The organism is Lapidilactobacillus salsurivasis, from assembly GCF_054785215.1.
Map to the genome: position 1 here is coordinate 125,110 of NZ_BAAABI010000001.1, position 18,267 is coordinate 143,376.

Annotated in this window: 15 protein-coding genes; 3 read left to right on the top strand and 12 right to left on the bottom strand. The window is 46.7% G+C overall.

The genetic code is table 11. From position 1 onward, the window contains the following. Nucleotides 1-8: 8 nt before the first annotated feature. The 8 genes from ACYVSB_RS00575 to chvE all read right to left on the bottom strand — a co-directional run bounded on the left by ACYVSB_RS00575 (nt 9) and on the right by chvE (nt 9,892). The gene (locus ACYVSB_RS00575; RefSeq protein ID WP_461218001.1) at nt 9-1,613 is read right to left on the bottom strand and encodes a xylulokinase; all 1,605 of its coding nucleotides are present in this window, start codon (nt 1,611-1,613) and stop codon (nt 9-11) included. Nucleotides 1,614-1,845: 232 nt separating this feature from the next. Beyond that, complete coding sequence (araA, locus tag ACYVSB_RS00580) at nt 1,846-3,276, bottom strand: L-arabinose isomerase (protein WP_461218002.1); 1,431 nt, start codon at nt 3,274-3,276, stop codon at nt 1,846-1,848. A gap of 24 nt (nt 3,277-3,300) precedes the next feature. After that, on the bottom strand, nt 3,301-4,005 hold the full coding sequence (locus ACYVSB_RS00585) for an L-ribulose-5-phosphate 4-epimerase (protein WP_461218003.1): 705 nt from the start codon (nt 4,003-4,005) through the stop codon (nt 3,301-3,303). Between the two features lie 244 nt (nt 4,006-4,249). Then, nucleotides 4,250-5,335, bottom strand: coding sequence for a GntR family transcriptional regulator (locus tag ACYVSB_RS00590; protein ID WP_125597313.1), 1,086 nt, complete (start codon nt 5,333-5,335; stop codon nt 4,250-4,252). A gap of 241 nt (nt 5,336-5,576) precedes the next feature. Continuing rightward, nucleotides 5,577-5,909: a PTS sugar transporter subunit IIB gene (locus ACYVSB_RS00595; protein ID WP_125597316.1), complete on the bottom strand. Its 333-nt coding sequence runs from the start codon at nt 5,907-5,909 to the stop codon at nt 5,577-5,579. A gap of 9 nt (nt 5,910-5,918) precedes the next feature. Then, entirely contained in the window at nt 5,919-7,061 is a 1,143-nt protein-coding gene (gene mmsB / locus ACYVSB_RS00600; RefSeq protein WP_461218214.1) for a multiple monosaccharide ABC transporter permease, read from the bottom strand. Nucleotides 7,062-7,123: 62 nt separating this feature from the next. Next, the gene (gene mmsA, locus ACYVSB_RS00605) at nt 7,124-8,659 is read right to left on the bottom strand and encodes a multiple monosaccharide ABC transporter ATP-binding protein (RefSeq protein WP_125597322.1); all 1,536 of its coding nucleotides are present in this window, start codon (nt 8,657-8,659) and stop codon (nt 7,124-7,126) included. 117 nt (nt 8,660-8,776) lie between these two features. Continuing rightward, nucleotides 8,777-9,892, bottom strand: a complete 1,116-nt coding sequence (chvE, locus tag ACYVSB_RS00610) for a multiple monosaccharide ABC transporter substrate-binding protein (protein WP_225422133.1) — start codon at nt 9,890-9,892, stop codon at nt 8,777-8,779. 265 nt (nt 9,893-10,157) lie between these two features. Here chvE and ACYVSB_RS00615 point away from each other — a divergent pair, with 265 nt between their 5' ends. Genes ACYVSB_RS00615 through ACYVSB_RS00625 form a run of 3 tightly spaced genes read left to right on the top strand, consistent with a single transcriptional unit; the run spans nt 10,158 to nt 14,143 of the window. Then, nucleotides 10,158-11,132, top strand: a complete 975-nt coding sequence (locus tag ACYVSB_RS00615; RefSeq protein WP_125597326.1) for an ABC transporter substrate-binding protein — start codon at nt 10,158-10,160, stop codon at nt 11,130-11,132. Nucleotides 11,133-11,139: 7 nt separating this feature from the next. After that, on the top strand, nt 11,140-12,594 hold the full coding sequence (locus ACYVSB_RS00620) for a sensor histidine kinase (protein ID WP_125597328.1): 1,455 nt from the start codon (nt 11,140-11,142) through the stop codon (nt 12,592-12,594). After that, nucleotides 12,587-14,143, top strand: coding sequence for a response regulator transcription factor (locus tag ACYVSB_RS00625; RefSeq protein ID WP_125597331.1), 1,557 nt, complete (start codon nt 12,587-12,589; stop codon nt 14,141-14,143). Before ACYVSB_RS00620 ends, ACYVSB_RS00625 begins: the two co-directional genes overlap by 8 nt. Nucleotides 14,144-14,253: 110 nt before the next feature. On the opposite strand, the gene ACYVSB_RS00630 is transcribed toward ACYVSB_RS00625, so the two are convergent. From ACYVSB_RS00630 to ACYVSB_RS00645, 4 genes are all read right to left on the bottom strand, one after another. Next, nucleotides 14,254-15,471, bottom strand: a complete 1,218-nt coding sequence (locus ACYVSB_RS00630; protein ID WP_125597334.1) for an arabinan endo-1,5-alpha-L-arabinosidase — start codon at nt 15,469-15,471, stop codon at nt 14,254-14,256. Nucleotides 15,472-15,594: 123 nt separating this feature from the next. Further along, complete coding sequence (locus tag ACYVSB_RS00635; protein WP_125597337.1) at nt 15,595-15,849, bottom strand: DUF6171 family protein; 255 nt, start codon at nt 15,847-15,849, stop codon at nt 15,595-15,597. Beyond that, entirely contained in the window at nt 15,836-17,284 is a 1,449-nt protein-coding gene (locus ACYVSB_RS00640) for an alpha-N-arabinofuranosidase (protein WP_461218004.1), read from the bottom strand. The genes ACYVSB_RS00635 and ACYVSB_RS00640 overlap by 14 nt, the downstream gene beginning before the upstream one ends. 18 nt (nt 17,285-17,302) lie before the next feature. Then, a complete protein-coding gene (locus tag ACYVSB_RS00645; RefSeq protein WP_461218005.1) occupies nt 17,303-18,259 on the bottom strand; it encodes a glycoside hydrolase family 43 protein in 957 nt (318 codons plus the stop codon). Between the last annotated feature and the right edge of the window lie 8 nt (nt 18,260-18,267).

The window sequence follows — 18,267 nt, forward strand, 5'->3', positions numbered from 1 at the left end:
TTCGAAACTTAATTCCGTTCCAGATCCGGTAAAACTTGGGCCCCTTGAACGATGCTTAGGCCTTGTTGATAGCGCGCGATAAAGTCGTCAAAGCCCTTGACCCCAGCTGCATTAGGCGCGATCGTCGTGCTTTGCGGTTGTGCGAAAACTTGTTGTGCCAAATAGTCGGCCAAGTCAAGTTGAGAATTCGTCAACAGATACGCTGCTAGCACCGCCATGCCCCATGGTCCACCTTCGCCGGCGTTTTTCATCACGGTGATGGGCGTGTTCAGCGCATCGGCCAAGACTTGTTGACCAATCACCGGTGTCCGGAAAATACCACCCTGAGCGATCATGGTATCGGCTTGGATCTGCTCCTCCTTCATCAAGATATCATTACCAATCTTCAACGGCGCAAAAGCCGAATACAATTGGGCCTTAATAAAGTTGGCCAAGTTGAATTGACTATTGGGAGTCCGCACGAATAAAGGCCGTCCGGCTTCCACGTTGGTGATGTTTTCCCCGGAAAGATAAGCGTAATTGACTAAACCGCCACAATCCGCCGCGCCCTTAGTCGATTCTTTGAAGAGGGTCGCGTATAACTGATCTGGCGCGATTTCTTGACCAATGCTCGCGGCAAATTCTTGAAACAAGCCGACCCATGCGTTGATATCAGAAGTACAGTTATTGGTATGAACCATCGCCACAGGCGCGCCATCAGGTGTGGTCACGACGTCGATATCGCGATGGACGGCTTTCAAAGGCTGATCCAACACGATCATCGAGAAGGCCGAGGTCCCTGCGGAAATATTCCCGGTACGTTTGCGAACACTATTGGTCGCAACCATCCCCGTACCGGCATCGCCTTCAGCTGGCGCTAACAAGGACCCGGCTTCAAGTGTTTGGCTAGGATCAAGCAAATGCGCGCCCTTGTCCGTTAAATGCCCGGCAACTTGTCCGGCCACCAACACCTTTGGCAAAAGTTGATGTAACTTGAAGTTGAACCCTAAAACATTGGTATAACGTTCAAACTGTTCGATTTTGCCTTGATCATAGTCATGGGTCTGCTCGTCGATCGGAAACATACCTGATGCATCACCAATGCCGAGATTCTTCTCGCCAGATAATTGCCAATGCACATAGCCGGCCAACGTGGTCAAATAGTTAACGGACTTCACGTGGCTTTCCTGGTTGAGAATCGCTTGATATAAATGGGCGATGCTCCAACGTTGGGGAATGTTGAAGTCAAACAGCTTCGTCAACTGCTCGGCCGCTTCTGCGGTGCTGTTGTTACGCCAAGTCCGGAACGGCACCAATAATTGATCTTGATCGTCGAAGGCCAAATAGCCATGCATCATCGCACTGACTCCGATCGCCCCGATCTTCGTCAGCGAAACGCCATATTGCTCGTAAACATTGCTGGCCAACTGGCGATAGCTGGCCTGAATACCTTGCCAAACTTGGTCCAAAGGATATGTCCAAGAGCCATCCACGAACTGGTTCTCCCATGAATAGCTGCCCGAGGCGATAGTTTCGTTGTTCAAATCGATCAGAACCGCCTTGATTCTAGTCGAGCCTAACTCGATTCCTAAAGCCGTACGGCCGGCCTGCAGATCCGCGTTGATTGTTGTCATGATTAAAGCACTCCATTCTTAAGTGTCTTGATAGTCGTAAGTTCAGGTCAATGACCTGTTGGCAAAATAATCAAGTTTTAATAGAAAAAAGGCTGGAAACAAAGCTGCTCAGCTTTGTCCCAGCTCTTTCTCCGGTGTATTTCTTGCTTCATGGACAAAAGGTGTATGTTCGTCCATTTATCAACAGATTTGGGTTAACTACTTTAAATTTTAGGAGGATTTTTAGAAGTCATTAGTCGATGTTGATAAATTTAAGTTCGAACATTTTGGCCAAGTCAGCTAGCTGTTGGATAGTTACGGCACGTGAGAAGACGGTATGGTGGCCGCCCCCATTTTCGATCCATTGAGTGGCGCCACGCTTCAGGCCAGCCTTTGGTACCCAGATTTGCCGGGCGACTGGCAAATGTGGTGCTGGTGCTTCAGGTTTACGCGCCTCAACTTCATAAGCAATCATTCTGTGTTCGTCGCCGAAGTCAGAGACGGTCACGTCGATCGCGTCACCTTCCAAGCCATCGAAGACCAACCGAGCAGGATCTTCCCGATCGCCGATCCCTAATGGATGAACTTCGACCCGTGGTTTCGTGCTGGCTAAGGTTGGATCAACTTCAAGCATATGTGAGCCGAGGATTTCTTCATGGCCATGGCGCAGGTCCAAGGTATAGTCTTCCATGAAGCCTGTTTCTTTATTGTGGCTAACAACCTTTAACAAACGATCCAAGGCCGCTGTCTTCCAGTCACCTTCGCCGGCAAAACCATAGCCTTCACGGTTCAATAATTGAACTGCCAAGCCAGGCAATTGCTTCATCCCCCAAAGATCTTCAAAGTTGGTGGTGAAGGCTGAGTAACCGCCGCGTTCAAAGAAACGTTCCATGGCGATCTTCTCGCGTAATTGTTCACGGACATGTTCCTTGAAGAATTCAGGATCATTGTCGCCAGCGCTTGGAACCAAGTCATAACGTGCTTCCAGGTCCTCATATTCAGCATCGATCGCTTCGTCAGAAACCAACTTCATTTCGGCAACCAGATCACCGATCCCGAAATAATCAACGGTCCAACCGAATTGGATCTGCGCTTCGATCTTATCGCCTTCAGTGACGGCAACATTTCGCATGTTATCGCCGAAGCGAGCAACTTTGATCTTGAAGCTTTCGTTGTAACCAACGGCAACATCCATCCAAGCGGCGATTTCTTTTTGAACTTCTTGGTCACCCCAGAAGCCATAGACAACCTTGTTATGCTTACGCAAGCGGGCATTGATAAAGCCATATTCCCGATCCCCATGAGCACTTTGGTTCAGGTTCATGTAATCCATGTCAATTGTTGACCAAGGAATATCATTTCGGAATTGAGTCGCTAAATGCAACAATGGTTTCTGCAACAACTTCGTCCCACGGATCCAATTCTTTGCTGGTGAGAAGGTGTGCATCCAAGTGATGACCCCAGCGACGCTATCATCAAAGTTGGCTTCCTTCATTGCTGAAGTGATCGTCGCGGCATCGATCGCCACTTCCTTGAATTCGACTGGATAAGGTAATTCCTGACTGTCATTCAAACTCTTCACGATTTCGCGGGCATCTTTTTCAACGGCCTTTAAGTCGTCTTCACCATATAACGCTTGACTCCCAACGATGAACCAAAAACGATATTCAGGTACTGCTAACATTTAAAAACACTCCTTCAATGTAACTTAATTTTTCTTTTGGCCATAGTAAGCGTTGGCACCATGCTTACGATAATAATGCTTATCGAGCAAATATTGTGGGACGGAAACATCGCCATGTCCTTGTAACATCATGGTATGGTAAGCCATCTCCGCTGCAACTTCCAAAACCTTCGCGTTATAAACAGCTTTCGCCGCCGTCGCGCCCCAGGTGAAAGGACCGTGATCTTGAACCAAGACCGCCGGCACATCCATCGGTTTGATGCCCCGCTCAGCGAAAGTCCGCACGATCACTTTACCCGTGTTCTCTTCGTAGTCCGATTCGATTTCCGCTTTCGTCAACGCATCGGAAACGGGAACTGGTCCGTAGAAAGTATCCGCATGGGTCGTCCCGGTGGCTGGCAAATCGATCCCCGCCTGCGCAAAGGAGACCGCCCAAGGTGAATGGGTGTGCACAATGCCGCCAAGCTCAGGAAAGGCATTGTAAAGCACGGTATGCGTCGGCGTGTCGCTTGAGGGATTCAACTTGCCTTCAACCACGTTGCCATCCAAGTCAACCACGACCATGTCATCCGGCGTCAAGGTTTCATAATCTACCCCACTAGGCTTGATCACAAATAGACCTTTGTCCCGATCGATCGCACTGACATTGCCCCAAGTGAACGTAACGAGGTCATACTTAGGCAACAACATATTGGCTTCATAAACTTCTTTTTTTAGATTTTCTAACAATGGAAAACCTCCTTAATTACCAAATCAATGTCAAATAAAAACTCATCCTGTAACTGCTTACAAGATGAGTTTAATATTTTTGTCCGTATAAGTCAATAGTAAAATTATTTATCCGTCAAAATTTATTAAAATTGGCAACCCGCACTTCTACGAAAGTGGCTGTAATTGCGGGCGTGTTGCAGCGCGGCATGACCTCCAGCTGACCTAGGCCGGCGGTCACCATTGGGTGTGGCGGTCTCAGCGGCTAGCGTGCCGTCAAATCCCTGACTGAATGGCGAATCACCAAGTGTGGAGGGTAGACAAGCGGTGTGACCGTCTTCTTATTGATCAGCGCCAAGATGGCCGTGCCAGCATCATGTCCCAATTGTTCCTTGGGGTGAGCGACGGTAGTGAGTGGTGGATCCACATAGGCCGATAATTGATAGTCATCAAAGCCAACGATGGAAATATCCTGGGGCACCTTGAACCCCAGCGACTTAACGAAAGCAATCAATTGGATGGCCAATTGATCGTTGTAACAAACAATCGCTGTCGGACGCTCGGGCCGATCCAACACAGTCTTGACGCGCTTGAACACCGTCGCCATGTTATCAGCAGTGCGAAACATGATCGATTCGCTCAGGTAAGGTTCCCCGGCCTGTTGCTGATAAGCAGTGATAAAGCCATTCATTCGGTGAACGCCCTGCAAGTCATCAGTTTTGAAAACACCCAAGATCCGTTGGTGCCCCTGCTCAAACAAATAATTGGTCAATTCCCGGCCGCTAGCCTGATCATCAATTTCTAAATAAGGAAAATCCAGCTGATTGTAGTGTGCGTTGATGAAGAGCAGCGGTAGCTTTAAGGTCGCCAATTTCTCATAGAGATCAAAATTGGTCTGATTCAACGCGCTTTGGGTCGGCTCAATGATCAATCCCGAAAGATTGTTCTCCATCATTTTCATCAGACTCTTTCGCTCTTTTTCTGGGTTGTTCTGCGTGTTGCTCAGTAGCAGGGAATAGCCAGCTTTTGAAATTGTCCGGTCGATGCCCGTAATAATATTGGGGAAAATATAGTTGGCAATATGGGTCGTCAAAACCCCGATCATCTTATTCTTCAGTGGCCGACTTTCTTGTTGTTGGACCCAATCGTCCACAAAAATACCGCCACCCTGGATGCGGTAAACATAATGATCATTTTCCAGGTCGCCAACGGCACGTCGCACCGTATAACGACTAACTTCAAAGCGTTTCATCAATTCCGACTCGGTCGGCAGCTTATCATTGACCGCATATTTTCCTGCTAGGATCTGTTCTAACAGACTTTTTTTTACGATCTCATACTTATTTTCCATTATGGACCTACATTTCTCGAAAATTATTTCGTGGTGAACGCCCAATTTGCTCGACAGCCAAGGCAATGAACAGATAACGGGCAGATAGCCATAGTATAACTGTCCGGCCAACCTTTGACAATCAATAAATCAATAATTTGGCGATTTGTCCGGATAAATCGCAAAAAAGAGCCGCAAGTTTGCGACTCTTCAAGCTCCAACAACCGTTGATCCTTAATCAAGTTAAGCTGTTCTCTCTCAACTAGATTTCAATATTCAATAGCTTAACGCTCTCTTGGAGAACGGCTTCACCATTCAGTGTTTCGTAATCCTCGTTAGAAATCAATTTATACGGAATCGCCTGATAGGTCAGATAATCTCGCAAGCGTTCAATCTCATATTTGGATTGTGGTCCGATCATTAAGGCATCGACCCGCTCGTTCTTGAGAATCTGATCCGCTAAGATCGCTGGCGCAGAATAAACGTGAACATCAAGCCCACGGGCATCCGCGGAGCGTTGAACGTTCTTGACCAATAAACCAGTCGTGATGCCAGCCGTACAGATCAATAAGATATTTTTCGTATGCTCTGCCATTATCTACCCTCACGCAATCTTCTTTTTCTTGTTATAAACGTCCAAGACAACCGCCAGCAACAGGATCAGACCTTTGATCGCTTGTTGCCAGTCAACGCCGACACCCATGATTGACATCCCGTTGTTCAAGACACCCATGACCAAACCACCGACGATCGCGCCGAGGATCGTCCCGATACCACCGGAAGTCGAAGCGCCACCAAAGTAAACCGCAGCCATTGCATCCAATTCAAGCGAAGTCCCTGCTTGTGGTGTTGCGGCATTCAACCGTGCGGCCAAAACCAACCCAGCTAAAGCGGCCATGGCGCCCATATTAACAAAAACCCAGAACGTAATTTTCTTTGTTTTGATCCCTGACAATTCAGCAGCCTTGCGGTTACCACCTGTGGCGTAAATTTGTCGCCCGGCAACTGTTTTGTTGGTCAAGAAACCATAGGCTGCCACGATGACCCCTAAGATGACCAAAATGATCGGATAGCCTGAATAAGCTGCGAAGATATAAGTAACGCCAATGATCACCAATGCGGTGAAAACAGCCTTCAAAGTAAAGGCAAACATTGATTCAACTTCAAATAAGTTCTCTTTATGATGTTGCCGCGTCCGCCATTGACCAATGATCAGAACAACCGCCAGAATCGCACCTAACAACATAGTCAAATAATGAATGTGCTCGCCACCAACAAAGTCAGGCAAGTAACCCGTCGAGATCTTTTGGAAGACGGTTGGGAATGGTGCCAGTGATTGTCCGCCTAACACGACCTGAGTCAAGCCACGGAACATCAGCAAGCCAGCCAGCGTAACGATAAACGCTGGAATACCCACATAAGCGACCCAGAATCCTTGCCAAGCCCCGATAACGGCGCCTAAAACCAAACAAACTGCCACGGTCACCCATGGGTTTATTTTGTTATTGACCATCATCAAGCCTGCAACGGCCCCAACGAAGGCCATGACGGAACCGACGGATAAGTCAACGTGTCCCAGTAAAACGACCAGCAACATCCCTGCGGCCAAGATCAAGATATGACTGTTCTGTAAAACCAAGTTGGTGATGTTCAAAGGCCGCCAGAAGATCCCACCAGTCATCACTTGAAAGGCGATCAGTAGGACGATCAGAATAATGACCATGCTATAGCGACTAAAAACATCCATAACTTTATCTTTGATACCTAAACTTTTCTTCTCAGTTTTGAGCTCGTTTGTCGTATTCTCCATTATGCTAGTACCCGCTTTCCTTCCATGGTCATCAAACTCATCAATCTTTCTTGCGTTGCATCTTTCCGTAAAACTTCGCCGGTAAAGCGCCCATTGTTCATCGTATAGATTCGATCACACATCCCAATGATTTCAGGCAATTCCGAGGAAATGATACAGATACTCTTGCCTGAGGCGGCCATTTCTTCAATCAAAGTATAAATTTCATACTTCGCGCCAACGTCGATCCCACGGGTTGGCTCATCCAGGAATAGGATGTCCGGTTCGGTCATCAGCCACTTCGAAAGCACGACTTTCTGCTGATTCCCCCCACTTAAACTACCAACGTTTTGATTGATCGAACTAGCTTTGGTACTCATTTTGTCGCGGAATTTTTCAGCAGAACGAATTTCTTCATCCTTATCGATAATGCCGTGATGGCTGATCTTGTTTAGACTAGCAATCGAGGTATTCTCCCGAATATCCATTAACAAATTCAGTCCGACTGCTTTCCGGTCCTCTGAAACATAGGCCAGGCCGTTGTCGATTGCCGTCGCCACATCCTTCACCGAAATTTCCTGACCATCTTTATAGACGTGACCACTGATATTACTACCGTAGGAGTGCCCAAAAACACTCATGGCAAACTCGGTTCGGCCAGCACCCATCAATCCGGCAATACCAACGATTTCGCCCTTACGAATATTCATTTCATCGATTTGATCAACAACTTTGCTGCTATCGATCGGATGGTGCACGACCCAGTCCTTGACTTCGAAATGGATCTCACCAATGTTCGGATGATGGTCAGGGAATCGATTGGTCAATTCACGTCCAACCATGCCTCGAATGATCCGATCTTCACTGATTTCTCCTTGGTTCAAGGTTTCAATCGTCCGACCATCACGAATGATGGTGATCCGATCCGCCACATTAACGATTTCATTCAACTTATGCGAAATAATAATCGAGGTAATCCCTTGTTTCTTGAACTCACGAATCAAATCCAGCAAGTTCGCACTTTCTTCTTCGTTTAAAGCCGCAGTCGGTTCATCTAAGATCAACAATTTAACTGACCGGGAGAAAGCTTTGGCAATCTCCACCAATTGTTGCTGACCCACACCAATCTGTGAAACCAAGGTGTTGGGGCTAACATGCAAGCCCACTGTTTTCAAAAGATTCACGGTCTTCTTTTCCGTAATGTCCCAGTCGATCACACCGTGTTTGGCTTGTTCATTGCCTAAAAAGATATTCTCTTTGACGGATAGATACGGACTCAAGGCCAACTCCTGATGAATAATAACGATGCCTTTGTCCTCGCTATCGCGCAAGTTCTTGAATTGGCAAGTATCACCGTTATAAATAATGTCGCCATCGTACGTGCCATAAGGATACAACCCGCTCAAAACATTCATCAGTGTTGATTTGCCAGCGCCGTTTTCACCGCAAAGACCATGGATCTCCCCGCGTTCGATTTGGAGATTAACATTATCCAAGGCCCGGACGCCAGAGAATTCTTTGATGATGTTTTTCATTTCTAGAATATAATCTGCCATCTTTTCCCATCCTTCTTACTCAACTTAGTGATACATCGCGCCAACCCTTTGCCGATCTATCGCCATAAATTAGGAGAAGGGATCGAATTAGATTCGATCCCTTCCGACTTAAGTCAGCTATTTTTCTAACTGCTTTTCCGTATAATAATCAGTATCGATCAATTCAGCTTTATAGTTTTCTTTATCAACAGAAACTGGTTTTGCAAGATAGGTAGGAACGACTTTGACACCATTATCATAAGTCTTAGTGTCATTAACTGGCACTTTCTTACCTGCAGAGATGGCTTTGATCATTTCGATCGTGTTCTTTGCCAATGTCCGAGTGTCTTTGAAGATCGTTTGGGTTTGTTCGCCTGCAATGATCGACTTAACACCGGCAACTGTTGCATCTTGGCCAGTAATAACTGGTAAAGGCTTGCTGCTGGAGCCATAACCAACACCCTTCAATGAGGAAATGATTCCTAAGCTGATTGGGTCATATGGTGAAAGCACCGCATCCAAATTCTTATCCGTATAATTTGCACTTAACAGGTTATCCATCCGTGCTTGGGCAGTTGAACCGTCCCAACGCAAAGTGGCGATCTGGTTGAACTTGGTTTGTCCTGAAGGAACAACCAATTGTTTGCTCTTGATATAAGGTTTGAAGACTGACATAACCCCGTTGTAGTTGATCAAAGCGTTGTTATCGTCAGGTGAACCACCAAAGAATTCAATGTTGTAAGGACCTTTGCCATCTTTCAGGCCTAATTTATCCTCAATATAAGAAGCTTGTAACACCCCAACACCGAAGTTATCAAAAGTTGCATAGTAGTCAACATATTTGGAATTCATCAATAACCGGTCATAGGCGATGACTTTGATGTTTTCCTTATGTGCCTTCTCCAAAACGTCAGTCAATGCTGAGCCATCAATCGAAGCGATGACCAAGGTGTCGACACCTTTCGTGATCATATTTTCGATTTGGGCAACTTGGTTCTCGACTTTGTCCTCGCCATACTGCAAGTCAGTCTTGTAGCCCAACTTCTTCAATTCCTTGACCATGTTGTTCCCATCGGCGATCCAACGTTCTGCCGATTTCGTTGGCATCGCAATCCCGACATAGCCCTTATCGCCGCTGGATTTCGACCCCGAACCTGAATCTGATTTAGAACTGCAGCCTGCCAAAGCACCAACGCCCACTGCTAACAGTGCAGCCATGGCAATCATTTTTTTGAAACTAAACTTAAACTTCATGTCCCAAAACCTCCAAGTGCTAAATTTTTTCTTCGTCTCTAAGTATAGCTGATTCATAAAGCGCTTACATTGACTATTTTTTTGAATTCGTCTTGAAATTGTTTGGTCAGTGCGTCATCTTCTTAAATTTTTTTCGAATCTCTTAAATTTATTTATCCAATTCCTGAAATAAAAAATTTATCCGATAAATAGTAAAATTGAAGCGCTTTTTTTGCTAAACTAGAGGTATCGTCACCGTTTATCAAGAAAGGGCGCCGGCATGATCATGAAAAAAAGAAACTATTCTCCCCTGTTGCTGATCTTGTTGCTTCTATTACTGGCAGGCTGTGCGGTCAAACCCAAAACAGCGGTCACCAAGTCACCAGTGATTGGTTTCTCGCAATCGGGAACCGAAAGCTCCTGGCGGAAATTTCATACCAAATCGATTCGGACTGAGCTGAAACGTGATAATTATGAAGTGATGTACCGTAATGGTTATCAGAATCAGGAACGACAGATTCAAGATGTCCGGACCTTTATCGCCTACCAAGTTGACCTGATCATTTTGGCGCCGTTAACAGAACATGGTTGGGAACCCGTGTTAAAAGAGGCTAAAAAGGCAAAAATCCCGGTTGTGGTGGTTGATCGCCATTTAGAGGTCAATGATCAGAGTCTCTATCTCACTCATATTAGTTCAAGCTTCAAGGCGGAAGGCCAGCGAGCCGGACTCTATGTAACAAACCATTTTGCTAAGAGTAAACAACGTCAGATCAAGATTCTTGAGCTTAATGGCACTGCCGACGCCTCTGCGGCCAAGCTGCGTCAGGAGGGTTTTGCTGATACCATTGGTCGTGATCCTCGGGCGCATATCACTGCTACGATCAATGGTGATTTCACTCGTGCAAAAGGTGAGGAGGTCATGGCAGACTACATTAAGAACCACGACTTAAGTCAAATTGATGTCCTGTTCAGCCATAGCGATGAAATGACCTTGGGCGCACTGAAAGCCATCAAGCAGACAAAAATTCGACCTGGTAAGGACCTGATCATCGTAACGGTGGACGCCCAGGAAAACATGATTCGCAAACTTCAGGTTGGCGAGGTCAATTGTGTTGTCGAGTGTAATCCCGATGCAGGTTGGTATGTGGTCAACGCCTTGAACCGTTATTTTGCCGGCCAACAGGTTCCTCACGAAATCTACATGCCAGAGACAACCTTCTCGGAATCAAACGCGGACAAAGTGCCCACGAGAAATTATTAGGTGTGCCATGCTAAATAATCATAAGAAGAATCCCAGCCTAAAGCAGATTTTTAGTCAAGTGAATAAATGGATGTTGATCTTTGCCATCCTGCCGTTGATCACCAGTGTCATTCTGTATTCGCAGCAGATCTTGATCTACCAGCGGACAATCACCAATGTCCAGAACGCGAATAAGATCACGGCCAGTGTCAACACCCGTGTGCGTGAGGAACTTTGGAATTTAGTCAGTGGCCAAATCTCCGTGAAACAATACGAGAAGAAGAATATCATCAAGCAATTACGCCGGGAAACCAACGAGTTACGGGTCAACACAACGACCAGCGAAGAGGTCAGTATTTTACAGGTCACGTCGCGCGTGCTTGATACTTTGGTCGACCATCAACACGAAATCATCGACAATATCAAACATGATGATCAGGCCTATGACAAGAACAAAGAAATCATGGTCCAAGTGGAGTCGGTGACTAGCCTGCTCTCTGATATCCTCCAACAATATGTGGGTGTCGAAATCAAGCTGGCCGGTAAGAAAAATAACGAATTATTTCATTCACTGATTTTCTTAAGCGTTCTAATGTTCGTGATCATCTTGATTATTCTCTATCTGTCACGCCGCAATCGCCGCTTCCTCAAAACCAAGGTCGAAATGCCCTTGGATGACGTGATCACCATGTCTAATGAAATCTCCAAAGGGAATTTCAACTACCGACTCCCCTTACCTCCAACACCGGAATTGTCATCCTTAACCCTGAGTCTTAATACCATGGCCGATAATTTGGAACGCTTGCTAGAAGAAAATGCGCTGAAGCAATACTATTTAGCCCAAAGTGAAGTCCGTGTTTTGCAAGCGCAGATCACCCCGCACTTTGTTTACAATAGCTTGGACGCCATCGTTTCCTTGATCGAGCAAGAACAATACGATGAAGCCAAGCGGACAACTTATGCCCTATCCGATTTCTTTCGGATTTCTTTAAGTAAAGGCCGTGATTGGATCACTGTTGCCACGGAGATCCAGCACGTTCATGATTATCTGATCATTCTCAAGATCCGCTACGGGGAAATGCTGGACTATGACATTGACGTTCCAACCGAGCTGCAGGATAATCAAGTCCTCAAAATGATTCTCCAACCAATCGTTGAAAACGCAGTCTACCATGGGACAAAGTATATTCGCCGCGTCGGTCACATCAGTGTGCGCGCCCGTGAAACCGACCAAAATTTGATTTTCACCGTTCAAGATAATGGAATCGGTGTCAAGCCCGACCAACTTGACACGATCCAACAAGAGCTAGCGAAGGGCTTGGATTCGGATTTCAGTGTTGGTTATGGCCTGTATAATGTTAACAAGCGGTTGTTACTGTACTATGGCGATGCCGCCGGGATCAACTTCACCAGTGCTTATCGGCAAGGAACAACAGTCATATTAACGGTACCCAAGAAGGAGAAAGATGACCTAAATGTATAAAGTTTTTATTGTCGAAGATGAACATTTGATTCGGGAAACATTGCGCCAACAGATCATGAAACTCGGTGATCGCCTGAACCTTAGCTTCGCTGGTGAGGCCAGCGATGGGGAAATGGGATTGGCCGCCATTATGGAGTTACAACCAGATATTATTTTGACAGATATTCGCATGCCGTTTATGGATGGACTGACCTTCGCCAAGGAAGCCAGAAAAGTGCTGCCCTGGACTCGGATCATCTTCATTAGCGGCTTCGATGAATTCGAGTATGCGAAAGTCGCGCTGCAAGTCCACGCGGATGAATACCTGCTCAAGCCAATCAAACCCCAAGAACTTCAAGACACCTTAGCTCGTGTTGTTCGAATCTTAGATCAGCAACACGAAACAGCCCCGAAACCGGACTCTGATAGCAGTTTATTGATCGACCTCAAGAAGAATCTCTTCCTCAACGAGCTTTTCAAAGGTGAGCTGGCTATGCCAAACGCAATTGCGACTGCGCGAGGATTCGACCGCTCAATCGTCGGTAAGAAAAGCGTGGTGCTGCTAGCAACCAACAGCTTACCCCATGATGGTCAAGACACTGAGCAGCTCAATGATTATCTCAGTTATCTATTCGCCAAAGATAAGAGCATTATTTTCTCCTGTTCCTCATCAAAATACATCAAATTTCTGATTTTCGACGCCCAAAAAGAAACTGTCTTGGAAAAGAGTTACCAAATCGCCAATACACTGATCCACGTGCTGGACCGGTCTGACCAAGATGACTTGGCCGTGGGGATCGGTCCCGTCGTTGATCGCCTAAGTGATATCTCCTTTTCGTTCGAGCAAGCCCAAGAATTGCTGGCCAGCTATGGTCAAGTCCGCGTAGAGAAAATCATTAGCTATGAGGATAACATGCGTGAGGGCGAGCTTTCGCCCACCCACCCTTTCAAAATGGACCTTGCCAATGAGATCGCCGATCTGACCGAGGACAACAAGGAGAAATTGATCGCCAAATTGATGCAACCTCAGGCCAATTATGACCGCACCAGAATGCGGCGTTTCTTCGTTCTAACTGAACTCAGTGGCATGATCAAGAAAAAGCAGGATCAAATCGGGACCAAGTTCAAGGATAGCGCCAGTTTAGATGATCTACTGACCAGTTCTAGTAATAATCACGCCTTCGAACAACTGATCCGCGAAATGGTCGATTACTTGCTGGACAACAAAGTCCAATCGGCCATCCCCAAATATCAAAGCGTTGTCAACCAAGCCATTCGTTTTATCAATGAGAATTACACCGATCCGGACATTTCGCTGACCGTGGTTGCCGAGGCCGTTTCCCTAAGTCCGGCTCACTTCAGTACGATCTTCTCCCAATCAATGACCCGAACTTTCATCGAGTATCTAACCGATAAACGGATCAAACTGGCCAAAGTTCTTTTGACGGGCACCAACAAGAAATTGGCCGAAATTGCCATGGACATTGGCTATAATGATCCTAATTATTTCAGCTACCTCTTCAAGAAACGGGAAGGCGTCGCGCCCACTGAGTACCGTCATCAACATTAGGACAAGAAAAAATAAGGGCCACTTCAGAAGCCATCAAAAAGTGGTGTAAAAAAATCAATCACCTTAACTTCGGGTTGCACGTGCAACTGAAGCCTTGGTGATTGATTTTTTTAGTGGGCTTTGACCCAAAGGCCGGTGCCGGCTTTAGTTAAGCCGATCAAATATGTCGCTGCACACTGCTGCTCCCAATCCCAGCTGGTGATCCAACGATAGCTGTCTAGATTAGCGTAAAAGCCACTATCCAGTGGGATCTGATGGCTCGGAATCAGTTCTGAGGTGCTTGGCCAACAGATGATTTCGCCAATTTCGGCCGGACTGGCGGCTAGTGGATGATTATCCGTCGTTGATTTATAGTAATTTGGATCCACCACTGGCCAGCCGTTTTCCAACCAGTATACTTTGCGGATCATGCCATAGGAATCGTTCTGATTTGGTTGACAACGAACATGATGCACCATGAAATCTTGGTCACCACTGGTCAGAATCGAGTTGTGCCCTGGGCCGAACCAAGGAAATTCATTTGCGAATTGATAACTTCCCAGAATTTTCGTCCCGATTTCCTGATATCGCTCACCTTGAGGATAGAAAACATCCTGACCATTGAAGTCATGATAGGGACCTGTAATTTGTCGCGAACGGGCTACACGCACATGATAGGACCAGGTCAATGAATCATAGGACATGAACAAATAATAGTAGCCTTGGTCGGGACGATACTGAATAAAGCAACCTTCGATGGCACCATCTTGTGCTGCCCGCGGCCGTTGAGCGATCCGTTGTCCAAAGTCACCGGGATACTTCGTTAATCCGGTCGTGCTGTCTAGCTCCACTAGAAAAATGCCCCCAAAAAACGACCCATAAAGTAACCATTGGCGACCATCTGCGGCGGTCACCACATTAGCGTCGATCGCGTTTTGACCATTTTGCCCACCATCGGTTTTGATCACCAAGTCACGGGGTGTCCAAGGGCCGGCTGGTCGTGGGGCTGTGGCTAAGCCAATACAGGAAACTTGGCTGCCAAAAGTTGACGCGGCATAGTACATCCGATATTGATCACCCACTTTAATTACTTCGGGTGCCCAGAGCCCGGTCGCTTGCGCCCAATTTGCCGCCACGATCGGCACATGATCGAAGGCTGTTCCCACGAACTGCCATTGCACCAAATCGGTTGATTCACGAATTTGAATGCCATGCGTCGCTTGGCCGGCAACATGGGTGTCGGTTGAGAACATGTAATAATGACCATCCGCTTGAATGATAGTAGGATCATGAACGCCTCGTGTCCCCCAATGGGCGTCGACCCAATCATTTTGTTGTTTTTCTGACATTTCAATCTCCTCATTTTTCTTTTATAAAAAAGCGGACCCAGGTTTATCCCTGAGTCCGCACATTGACATTCCGCCTTCCGAGCTGCTCACCGGTGCAACGGCTCATGGCCGATGAAGCCTTTGTCACCAGCGCCCTTCAGGACATGTTTTATTTTTTAAGCTGGCCCGAAATTGTGTATAGCAGCCACACTTCAAACAGGTTCCGTTTTGGAAAAAGGGACAAGATTGGCAAATTACCAAACGCTGATCTCGAATTTCTGGATCAACCAGGTTGCCAACCTCCAAACTTAACTGCTCTGCGATATTGGCCGCAACATCTTGACTCGCCAGTTCATCAAGCAAGTCGCAACGCACACAGTTTCCGTTACGCCTGGACATGTAAGGTCACAACGCTCATTGGCGGAATCGTAGCCGTGACCGTGTGCGCTTGATGTGTCGCAGCTGAGAAGGCAACTGTGTGGACTGCATCAGGTGTCGTGAAATCATTGTGCTGATCCATCGTTGCCCCTTGCAAAATCTCACCTGTCAAAGCAGTGACCGGACGATCGAACTCAAGACTGATCTCATCGGCCGCATCCAGACTATAATTGCAGAGTGAAACAAGGTAGCCATTGGCTGATTTTGAAACTGAGGCACTAGTTGTCGCGGCCAAATCATCCAAGGTATCTAGTGCCGTCGCATTTTGATGATCAACAAACATTTTAAAGACATAGTAGGTTGGCGTCTTGATCATTTTGTCGCCGTCAGTCAGGATCATCGCCTGCAAAACATTGACCATTTGGGCAATGTTCGCCATCTGAACACGATCAGCGTGTTTCTGGAAAATATGCAAAGTGATTGCCGCGATCATCGCGTCCCGAATCGTATTTTGCTGATATAAGAAGCCTGGGTTCGTTCCTGGTTCAACTGCCAACCAAGAACCCCATTCATCGACGATCAACCCGACCCGTTTTTCTGGATCATATTTATCCATGATCGTACTATGTTTACTGATCAGCTCGTCCATCTTCTGGGCGCTCTTGATCAAAGAGAACCATTCATTTTCCGGGAATCCTAACGCTGGTCGCTTGTCTTCCCATTCAGATGCTAATGCATAGTGGTGGAGGCTGATCCCATCCATTAATGGTGCCGCGTTTTGCATCAACACATCCATCCAATGATAATCATCGATATTCGGTCCCGAAGCGATTTTGTAAATTGGCTTGTCATTATTATAATTGCGGACAAAGGTTTGATATTGACGGTACAAGTCGGAATAATATTCCGGCCGCATATTACCACCGCAACCCCAACTCTCATTACCAACACCAAAGAACTTCACATCCCAAGGTGCTTCATGTCCGTTTTGCGCCCGCAGATCTGCCATTGGCGAAATCCCGTCGAAGGTCATATATTCGACCCAATCAGACATTTCTTGAACCGTACCGCTGCCGACATTGCCATTGATATAGGCTTCAGTTCCCAATTGCTTGACCAACTCGAAGAATTCGTGAGTGCCGAAATGGTTGTTCTCAACGACACCACCCCAGTTCGTATTGACGATCTTCTTCCGCGTTTCCCGTGGACCAATGCCATCTTGCCAATGATAAGTATCAGCAAAACAACCGCCAGGCCAACGTAAAACAGGCACCTTAATGTCCTTTAAGGCTGCAACAACATCCGAGCGGATCCCGTTGACGTTTGGAATTGGCGAATCCTCACCAACCCAGAGGCCTTCATAAATACAGCGGCCTAGATGCTCCGCGAATTGACCATACAGGTATTTGCTGATTTTTCCGCGTTGGCGTTGATCATTAACGATGATTTTAGACATATTTCTCTCCTTATCTTGCTAATTGTCACCTGGCTCGCCGAAGACCGGGAATCCCTGGGCATCCCAAGTAAACGTCTGGGCGTAGGCGTGCCGGTCAGGATTATCCAAAGGATCGCCTTCGATCCCCGCATTATCATAGGGACGTGCATGATAAACGATCACATCTTGCTGACCATCAGGTGTTTTGGTAAAACTATTGTGTCCCGGTCCAAACAAATGATTCTTGCTAGAACTCTTAAAGACCGGGTGCTCCAGCTTATGCCATGAATAACTGTCAAGTAAATCACTGTGCTCATCTGCCCAGAGCAGGCCGACCGCATAATTCTCGTCTGTGGCACTGGCTGAATAAGTGATGAACACGCGACCGTGGGAGATCAAAACAGCGGGACCTTCATTGACTGAAAAACCAATCTTCTCCCAAGGAAATTCAGGAATTGACAGTAATAGTTTCTTTCCGGTCAACGTCCATGGATTGGTCATTTTTTGCAGATACAGATTTGAATTACCAGGAATTGCAGGATCTTGTTGGGCCCAGACATAATAGAGTTCCTGTTGAAACTCAAAAACCGTCGCGTCCAAACTGAAACTATCTTGATCCGTCACAACTTGACCACGCTCAATCCAATGAGCCGTCATTGGCGAGGCTTCATCACACTCGATCGCAAACATGCGATGATGATGTTGCGCATCCCGTTCGCCATCTTGATCGGCAGCCGCAAAGTAAATATACCACTTACCTTGCAAGTATAAAATTTCCGGTGCCCAAATCAACTGACTCATCAAACCTGTCGAATGCGCGTGCCAAACAGCGACCCGTTCAGCAGTTTCCAATCCAGCCAAGGTCCGCGCCCGCCGAACTTCAATTTCCTGATATCCCGGAACAGAGCCGGTAAAATAATAATAACCATCTGTGTGCAGGTAGACCCAAGGATCCGCCCGTTGTAGGACGATTGGTTGTTTAATCTCTTCTTTCACACTAACTA

Excerpts from the sequence above, each read along its gene's own strand:
- ACYVSB_RS00575 (WP_461218001.1), bottom strand. The coding sequence starts at position 1,613 with ATGACAACAATCAACGCGGATCTGCAGGCCGGCCGTACGGCTTTAGGA.
- araA (WP_461218002.1), bottom strand. The coding sequence starts at position 3,276 with ATGTTAGCAGTACCTGAATATCGTTTTTGGTTCATCGTTGGGAGTCAA.
- ACYVSB_RS00590 (WP_125597313.1), bottom strand. The coding sequence starts at position 5,335 with ATGGAAAATAAGTATGAGATCGTAAAAAAAAGTCTGTTAGAACAGATC.
- ACYVSB_RS00595 (WP_125597316.1), bottom strand. The coding sequence starts at position 5,909 with ATGGCAGAGCATACGAAAAATATCTTATTGATCTGTACGGCTGGCATC.
- mmsB (WP_461218214.1), bottom strand. The coding sequence starts at position 7,061 with ATGGATGTTTTTAGTCGCTATAGCATGGTCATTATTCTGATCGTCCTA.
- mmsA (WP_125597322.1), bottom strand. The coding sequence starts at position 8,659 with ATGGCAGATTATATTCTAGAAATGAAAAACATCATCAAAGAATTCTCT.
- chvE (WP_225422133.1), bottom strand. The coding sequence starts at position 9,892 with ATGAAGTTTAAGTTTAGTTTCAAAAAAATGATTGCCATGGCTGCACTG.
- ACYVSB_RS00615 (WP_125597326.1), top strand. The coding sequence starts at position 10,158 with ATGAAAAAAAGAAACTATTCTCCCCTGTTGCTGATCTTGTTGCTTCTA.
- ACYVSB_RS00620 (WP_125597328.1), top strand. The coding sequence starts at position 11,140 with ATGCTAAATAATCATAAGAAGAATCCCAGCCTAAAGCAGATTTTTAGT.
- ACYVSB_RS00625 (WP_125597331.1), top strand. The coding sequence starts at position 12,587 with ATGTATAAAGTTTTTATTGTCGAAGATGAACATTTGATTCGGGAAACA.
- ACYVSB_RS00630 (WP_125597334.1), bottom strand. The coding sequence starts at position 15,471 with ATGTCAGAAAAACAACAAAATGATTGGGTCGACGCCCATTGGGGGACA.
- ACYVSB_RS00635 (WP_125597337.1), bottom strand. The coding sequence starts at position 15,849 with ATGTCCAGGCGTAACGGAAACTGTGTGCGTTGCGACTTGCTTGATGAA.
- ACYVSB_RS00640 (WP_461218004.1), bottom strand. The coding sequence starts at position 17,284 with ATGTCTAAAATCATCGTTAATGATCAACGCCAACGCGGAAAAATCAGC.